Genomic DNA, 8668 nt, shown 5'->3' on the forward strand with positions numbered 1-8668 from the left:
GGAGCCGCCGCCAAGCGTCCGAAACTGCGGCGCATCGTCGACGGCTTCAGGTTTCAAATCTCCCCGCCCGGTAAGAGCGGGGAGAAAATGGAGAGGCCAGAATCAGAACTTGAAGTGGAATTCGCCTTCAATCGTCCTCGAACCAAGTGCGCTGTTGGCGCGCCCAAAGGTCGAATCCGGAATGTTAGCGTCAACGCTTGCCAGGTTCACCTTGTTGAAGAGGTTGAATGCGTTGGCGCGGATTTCGATGCGAGCGCCCTCGCCCAGGATCTTCATCGTCGGCAACCCGAAGGCCTTCGTCGCTGCCAGGTCCAGATCGGAGTAGCGCGGCCCGATGAACGCATTGCGGCCAAGTCCCGGGACGCCCGGAAGCGCCGTGGGCGTTGGAACCGTGGATGTCGTGCTCCACCCGGGCTGCGTATTGTTCACGACAGCTGGCGCCGAAAAGTAACTCGTGCCGCCGTTCGGGTAGTGGCCGGCAGCCGTCTTGAATGAATCCGTGGACTGGCTGTTGTTGGCGCTATTGTTGTAGGTCGCCGGACGCAGACTGCAATCGCCGTTGTTGGGATAGAACGCGTTGCACGAAATCCCACCATAGGTCGGGTTATACGGGAAGCCCGAGTGGTAGTTGAAGATCGGGCTGAACGTCCACCCGCCCGCCACCTTCTCCAACATGCTGTTGCCATGGAAGAGCAGCGGAGTCCAAACCGCGAACATCTTGATCATGTTCCGCGAATCGAAGTCCGACGATCCCCAATTGTAGCCTGGCAGGAACTGGTAATCCGATTCAGTGTACGGGCCGGACCCTGCATCCAGCGAGTGTGCCCAGCGATACTGTAAATCGGCTTCAAACGTGTGGGCGAATTGATGACGCACTTCGGCCAGCATCGAATTGAAGCTCGACGTACCCGTGTCTTCATACCAGTCGATCGAGTTCACAGCGGGATTGAAGGCCATCTGCCCGGAGAGAATCTGCGCTGCGTACTTGTCGTACAGGTTGTACTGCAGGGGCAAGTGACGACCCGAACTGCCGGTGTAACCCAGCGTCGCTACCCAATCGTGGCCGAGGTCATACTGTGCCTCGAGTGAATAACGGTAGACGTAGCTCGTCTTCAATTTGGGATCGATTCCGGTTATGCCAAGCGCAACGCCGCCTGTCGGCAGGTTGGCCGAGTTGAAGCCTGACTTCAGCAGAGGATTCGGCGGTAACGCACCGTACTGATAGATATTGGCCGCGGTGCCGTAAACGATCTCGTTGCCCGTCAGAGTATTGCTGTTCGTCAGGAACGGGGGATCGAAGCGCGTATTTGTCGTGATCGCCTCTTCCAGCCCGTTGAAGCTCAAGCCGAAGCCTCCCCGCAGCACCAGTTTGCCTTCATCCCGAATCGGGCTCCAGGCAAAGCCGACCTCCGGACCGAAGTTGCTCTTTTGCGCATCGACCTGCGGTTGCTTCAACACGATCGCCAGGTTGGTGAAGCTGCTCGATCCACTCCCAAGATTCAACCGGGGATTGTTGCCGTTCTTCTCCGTCATGCCCGCGAAGTATTCCCAGCGCAGACCAAGATTGAGGGTGAGATTCGGCCGGACTTTCCAGTCGTCCTGCGCGAAGACTGCCGGAATGTATTGCCGGTCATCCTTGCGCGACATGGTTGGTGAGCCTGTCAGTGGGTCGGCGCCCGAAACAGACTCGGTCGTCGGCGCATCGTTCAGGAAGTCCCAGTAGTTGTTGAAGTAGAAGTTCTCGCTCGCCGCCCATGTCGCGGAATCGAGCTGGGCCAGCCGCGTATACTGGCCGCCAAACTTCAGGTTGTGGCTCTTGTACACCTTGGTAAGCACATCCTTGAAGTTGAGCGTCCACTGGTCGAAGATACTGCCGATGCTCGGACCGAATTGTTCCGGATTCTGGTTGGAAAACGACTTCGTGCCGTTTTGCTCCACGATAAAGTCGTTGGGCAGGCCCAGTGGAGATTGCGGGTTGTCCGTCAGTTCGTTCCACTTCCACCCCGCCATGTCCGCACGCGCTTCGTTCAGCAGCGTTGGAGAGAACGTATGGTTGTACAACAGCCCCGTCGAGTAGTTCAGAGCGTTATGGTGGAAGAGGTTCGACGCGCGCTGCGGGCCGTTGTAGTTGGTGTTGTTCACCGGCACGTAGTAGATGTCGTACGCGATCAGGTCCTTCTCCGTCATCTGGTAGTCCAGGCGCCCGTTGTATTGCACGTTGATATTGTTGTTCGGACCCACCGTTTCGATGTACATCATGTCGGCATTGCCATCCATGTTGGTGGCATAGCTCCCAGTGCCGTCGCCGCCGAGGCCCGGAGTGTACACAGTGCCGCCAGTCGTTGTCACAGGATTTGCATACGACGGATCATGAAGGCCAACGCCAATCGTCAGCGGCTTGCCGAGATCGAGCCCCTGCCCCTGGATCCAGTTACAATTCACACCCTGGACGAGGCCCACAAAGGCGCAATCGTGGCCATCTGAGGCGCCTTCCAGAATCTTGCTGTAGACCGCTTGCGCACCCTTGATGGTGAGGAACTTGTTGGCGATGGTTCCGGAGGCTGACTCGCCGTCAAGGCTCGCCGTGTCGTACCATCCCTGGCCATTGACTGTGCCGGTATTGCGGATGGTGTCATAGCCAAAGAAGAAGAAGACCCGGTTGTGCAGAATTGGGCCACCCACCGTACCGCCGAATTCGTTGTACTTGGCTGTGTCGCGCTGTGCTGCGTGCGGTCCCCCGGGATTGTAACGCTGGTACGCGTTCAGACCGGGACGATCCAGCTTGAAAAGTGCAGTCCCGTGGAACTGGTTGGTGCCGTTTTGCGAGATCATCTGGATCTGTGCGCCGCTAAACCGGCCCAACTCCGCGTCATACGGGTTCGCAACAACCTTCATTTCCTTGATCGTGTCGGGATTGGGAGTGATGACTGCGGCCGAACCCCACGTCACACTACTGATCGCGACGCCGTCAAGCGTAACGCTGTTCGTATCGTTGCGGCCGCCATTGCCGAAGACCTGCGGCTTGTTCTCGGTCTGATACGGACCCGAGCTTGCGCCCACGCTACCATCCCCCTGGTTGCCGGGCAGAGCTTGCGCACCGCCGCCGCCATTCTGTGAGCCGTCCCCGAACATGCCGGGAGCTAATTGAGCCAGTTGCAGCGGGTCGCGCCCGAAGTCCGGCATCTTCGCAAAATCTTCCTGGCTGATCGTGCCGCCGACACTTCCAGTTGCAGTATCGATCACAGGCGAATCCGCGGCATTCACGGTCACCGTCTCCGCCTTGCCGCCGATCTCCATCACCACGTTCAGTGAGTTCGCCTGCTCCGCCAGGATGTGGACTCCGTTCAGAGTTTTCGTCTTGAACCCATCGCGGGACACAGCCAGGTTGTACGTGCTTGGCGGAAGTTGATTGAACGTGAAGTTTCCTGCCGCGTCGCTTGTGGTGGTGATTGCGTGATTGGTTTCCTGATCGGTGAGGGTAAGCTGCGCTCCAGGAATCATCGCTCCCGTGGAGTCCGCAACCGTTCCCTGCAAACTTGCTCTGTATTGGGCCTGAACGGGTAAAACACACAGGGCAAGCAGCAGGACCGTCAGCGTCCACCACCCTTTCCTGATGTGCACAAAACCTCTGGATTCCCAGCGGCTCACCGGGGAGCGAAGTACAACGTCTCTTGGCATCACGATCTCCTGAAAATCAGTTACAGGGAAACATCCAATCAAAACAGGGGCTAAGTTGCGCAAACGATTGCGCAACGGATTAAATAGGTACCACCGTCTCTATATCGCTGTCAATAATGAAGTTTTTCCTGTGATGAGGATCACCAAAATGCACGACCGGCAATGCTCTTTCCACCCTCAACTAATTCGTTTTTGCGCACGATCTGACGTGTCGAATTCCTGGCCAAATTCCAACCTCCGCCGATTTGTCTTTTTCAAAACTTCAGGCACTCTGACCGCCGCCCGAAAGTTCCCGCGTGTATGCTTGTCGGCGGGAATGGCAAACCTAATCTGTCTCAAGAGAGCGAAACACCGTGAACCCCGCAACTCCGCACTTATCGAACGGACTCCCCGGTAAAAAACTCGCCTTATCCGCAATTCTCTTTTGCGCGTTCCTGGGAGTTGTCCCTGCCTTTGCCGCCGCACCGCGAACGCCAATCACAGTCCAGCCCGACGACGTTCTCCCCACCGGCAATCAATGGATCTCGCTCCCCGACATCAGCGCCGCCGATGGCTCGCTTCACACCTTCAACGTCCTCTCCATGCGCCACCGCGGCCTGCTTCAAGTCAGCGGTGAACACGGCGGTCCCGTGCTGCAGCCTTACTTCGCAGCAGGCGGAAAACCTCTCGCCTTTCGCAATCCGTCCTGGGACCTCGTCGCCTACTGGATTCCCACGGCCCACCTCACCATCGACGGCCTCGATGCAACCCTCACCTGGTGCGCTCCCCCCGAATCCCGCGCTGCATTTCTCCGCATGACCCTCACCAATCGCCGCTCTGCTCCTGTCGAAATCACTCTCGGCCTCAAAGCATCCTTCGGCTCCATTGAGCGCGTCACCTACGTGCCCGTCGAATTGCGCGGTGAACGCACCGTCGGTCCCGCGCCCTGGGTCGATCCCGCTGAAGTCTTCAGCTACATCACCACCGACACCGATTTCGCCTGGACACTGCTCCATCCCGGCTCCAAAGCCAACATCACCACGCCTCCCACTACGCCGGCGCCCGCCGTCGACGCCAGCCAGACCAAAACCCTCGCTCCCGGCGAATCCGTCCAATCCATCTTCGTCCTCGCCGCTGGAATCGAAGAGTTCAGCGCCGCCCACAACGCCCGCGCCCTCAGAGAACAAATTGATCGCGACGGCGCCGAAGCCATGATCGACCAAACCGCCGCATGGCTCTCAAAACGCACGCGCACCACCGGCCGGCCCGACCTCGATCTGCTGATGAACCGCAACTTCCTCTTCACCGAGCTCTACGCCTGGGGCCGCACCATCGACACCGAACAACTCGTCGGCGTCACTTCGCGCAGTCCCCGGTACTACGTCTCCGCTGCCTACTGGGACCGCGACGCCATGCTCTGGAGCTTCCCCGCCCTGCTCGACATCGATCCCCCCATGGCCCGCGATGCGCTCGAATACGCGCTCACCACGCAGCTTCGCAATACCGGCACGCACAGCCGCTTCATCGACGGAGTTGTCCTCGAAGACGGCTTCCAGCTCGATGAAGCGACAGCCCCTATCCTCGCCCTCGCCGCCTACGTCAAGCGCACCAACGACACCGCGTTCCTGGCCAAACATCGGCCCGCACTCACCCTGCTCCGCGATCGTCTCATCGACCGCTTCGATTCCGCCACCGGCCTTTACTCTTCCCTGCAGGATTCACAGGATGAATTCCAGAAGCTCCCTTTCATCACCTACGACAACGCCCTCGTCTGGCGCGCTTTCACCGATTTCGCCGCGCTCTATAACCGCCTCAACGATCCCGCCGACGCGCAGGAAATCACAAAACGCGCCGACGCGCTGCACGCAGCCATCCTCGCCCACTGTGTCTCCTCCTCCGCACCCAACGCCGGCGGCCCCATCTTCGCTTCCGCTACCGACGGGAAAAACTTCGTCTTCACTGAAATCCCACCCGGCTCGCTCTTTAAACTGCCAGCCCTCGGCGTCATTCCCGAATCCGACCCGACCTTCGTACGCACCTGGCAGTGGCTTCACTCCAACAACTACCAGTACTCCTACGCCGACCAGCCTTACGGCCTCCCCGGCAGCTACCGCCTGCCCTTTACCACTTCGTGGAGCATCGCCGACAGTCTTCTCCTCAACGCCGGCCGCGATAAGGCTCTCAAGATTCTCCGCGCCAGCAACTGGGACGGCGGCATCATTACCGAAGGCGTCGATCCCGCCACCGCTCGCATGGACCAGGCAGGCCGCGCCTTCGCCACCGCTGCCGGCTATGTTGCGCACGCCATCTGCCAGATGTCGTGTACTGACAATCCCAAATGAATTCGAGTTTTACGTCAACGATTCAACCACCACACATCGACCCGCATACGTGCAGAAGCTATGAAAAACACATCTCGCCTTTCCTTCATATGCAACCTGATGGTTGCAACTCCGCTGGGCGGCCTCGCTCTGGCCGCACTCCTGCTCGCTCCACAAATCCGCGCCGACGACTACTACCGCCACGTCATCTTCGATAACAGCCTCACCCATGACACCTACTACTTCAGCCACGCCTACGCCAACGGCCAGAGTTTCGTCGAGCAGCTCGATGGCCGCCTTCCGGTCGAGGCCAGGACGTTTCGCACCCCGCCAAACGCAATCCGCCTTCAGTGGCAGTCCGCTCCCAACGGCGGCTGGAATGCACAGATTTCCATGCTCGACTTCCGCAATCGTCGCCCCGGCGTCGACGGCCGCAATCTCTATTTCTGGATATACGCTCCGCAAGCGATTGCCGCCGCCGATATGCCCCAACTCGTGCTCTCCACTTCGAGCGAAGGCCTGCAGGTCGCCGAATTCCCTGCCAGCTTCAGCGCGCCTCTCCACCTCGGCAAATACACCGGCAATGTGCCGGCCGCCCGCTGGATCGAAGTCCGCATCCCCCTTGCCGACATTGCATCCGCATCCATCTACACCTTTCGCCCCGAGTACATTCAGAGCCTCACCTTCGCGCAGGGCATCGCCGACAACCTCCGCCACACCCTCATCGTCGATGAGATCCGCGTGGCCGACGAGCCGACTTCGCGAGTATCCCTGCCCGCACCCACCGATCTCCACGCCACCGGCTACGACCGCCACATCGAACTCGAATGGAACGCAGTCGAACCCGCCAACCTTGCACGCTACGTTATCTACCGGTCTGTAAACGGCGGAAACTTCACCCCCATCGGCATCCAGATCCCCGGCATTCATCGCTACGAAGACTTCCTCGGCAAAAGCGGCGTTCAAGCCCGCTACAAAATCACCGCCGCCGACTGGAGCTATCGCGAATCCCCGCAATCGAACGAAGCAGGCGCCTCAACGCGCGCACTCAGCGACGACGAACTGCTCACCATGATGCAGCGCGCCTGCTTCCACTACTACTGGGAAGGCGCCGATCCCCATTCCGGCATGGCCCGCGAAAACATTCCCGGCGATGAACGCATCGTCGCTACCGGCGCCAGCGGCTTCGGCATCATGTCCCTCATCGTCGGTGTCGATCGCCACTTCATCGCGCGCGCCCAAGGCGTCGAGCGACTTACCAGAATCGTCAACTTTCTCGAACACGCCGATCGTTATCACGGTGTCTGGTCGCACTACATGAACGGCAACACCGGCCACACCATGCCCGTCTTCGGCATGTACGACAACGGAGGCGACCTGGTTGAAACTTCATTCCTCATGCAGGGCCTGCTCGCCGCCCGCCAGTATTTCCATGGCTCCGACCCCGCCGAGCAATCTCTCTACCGCCGCATCACCCAGCTCTGGAACACCGTCGAATGGGACTGGTATCGCCAGACGCCGCAGAGTGACTTCCTTTACTGGCACTGGTCGCCGCAGTGGGCCTTTCAAATCCACCACCCCCTCATTGGATTCAACGAGGTGATGATCACCTACCTGCTCTCCATCGCCTCGCCCACACACGCAGTCCCAGCTTCCATGTACTACTCCGGCTGGTCCTCGCAATCGGAGATGGCGCAACACTACCGGGAGGGCTGGTCCGGCCAGAAAGACGGCAATCACTACTCGAACGGCAACACCTACTACGGCATCAAGCTCGACGTCGGCGTTGGCCACGGAGGCCCGCTTTTCTTCACCCACTACTCCTTCATGGGCTTCGACCCGCACAGCCTGCACGATCGCTTCACCGCTTCGTACTTCGAAAACAATCGCAACATCGCTCTCATCAACCGCGCCTACTCCATCGCCGATCCCAAGCATTACGCCGGCTACGGCCCTGATGCCTGGGGACTCACCGCCAGCGACGGACCTCACGGGTACGCCGCCCAGGCTCCCGACGAACGAGACGACATCGGCAACATCACCCCCACCGGCGCGCTCGCATCCTTCCCCTACACGCCCGAGGCCTCCATGGCCGCACTCAAGCACTACTATCGCGGCCTCGGCGATTCCATGTGGGGCGTCTACGGCCTCCGCGACGCCATCAATCCCACCGATCACTGGGTCTCACCCATCTACATGGGATTGAATCAGGCGCCTATCGTCGTGATGATCGAAAACTACCGCACCGGACTCGTCTGGAAAAACTTCATGTCCAACCCCGAAATCACCGAGATGCTCAAGAACCTCGACGACGCGACTGTCGAGCAACACCGACCCTGAGCAACAAAGATGCGGCAGTGCATGTCATCGCACCGCCGCACTAGCTGACACCCGGACGCGATTCTGACTCCATTGCGAATAATCGCTGCTTCATCCTGAGCGCCGCAAGCTTGGGGCTCCGCACAGTGGGATGGCGAAGCCGGTGTGCGCGAAGGATCCGCTCTTTCCCCTCTTTCCACCTCCACGAACCCCGTCATCCTGAACTCCCCAGAACAAAGTTTTAGTTCAGTTCAGGGCTCATCACGGCCTCCGAGGGAGTCATATCGGAGGTCATATTGTTTGTTTCTATAACGTTTAAGACGGCGAGCGTAGGCTCGCCGTTTTTCGCGTTAGGGAGGAAGACGATGAGG

At 59.4% G+C, this 8668-nt stretch carries 3 protein-coding genes; 2 read left to right on the plus strand and 1 reads right to left on the minus strand.

From position 1 onward, the window contains the following. Positions 1–102: 102 nt before the first annotated feature. A complete protein-coding gene (locus tag WCA10_RS17385; protein ID WP_472823779.1) occupies positions 103–3678 on the minus strand; it encodes a TonB-dependent receptor in 3576 nt (1191 codons plus the stop codon). Positions 3679–4031: 353 nt separating this feature from the next. Between WCA10_RS17385 and WCA10_RS17390 the strand changes: the two genes are divergently transcribed. Both WCA10_RS17390 and WCA10_RS17395 read left to right on the plus strand, forming a co-directional pair. Beyond that, a complete protein-coding gene (locus WCA10_RS17390; RefSeq protein ID WP_472823780.1) occupies positions 4032–5999 on the plus strand; it encodes a glycoside hydrolase family 125 protein in 1968 nt (655 codons plus the stop codon). Positions 6000–6059: 60 nt separating this feature from the next. Continuing rightward, the gene (locus tag WCA10_RS17395; RefSeq protein WP_472823781.1) at positions 6060–8318 is read left to right on the plus strand and encodes a glucoamylase family protein; all 2259 of its coding nucleotides are present in this window, start codon (positions 6060–6062) and stop codon (positions 8316–8318) included. The last annotated feature ends 350 nt before the right edge of the window (positions 8319–8668 follow it).

It is taken from the genome of Occallatibacter sp., assembly GCF_049582745.1.
Taxonomy (GTDB): domain Bacteria; phylum Acidobacteriota; class Terriglobia; order Terriglobales; family Acidobacteriaceae; genus Telmatobacter.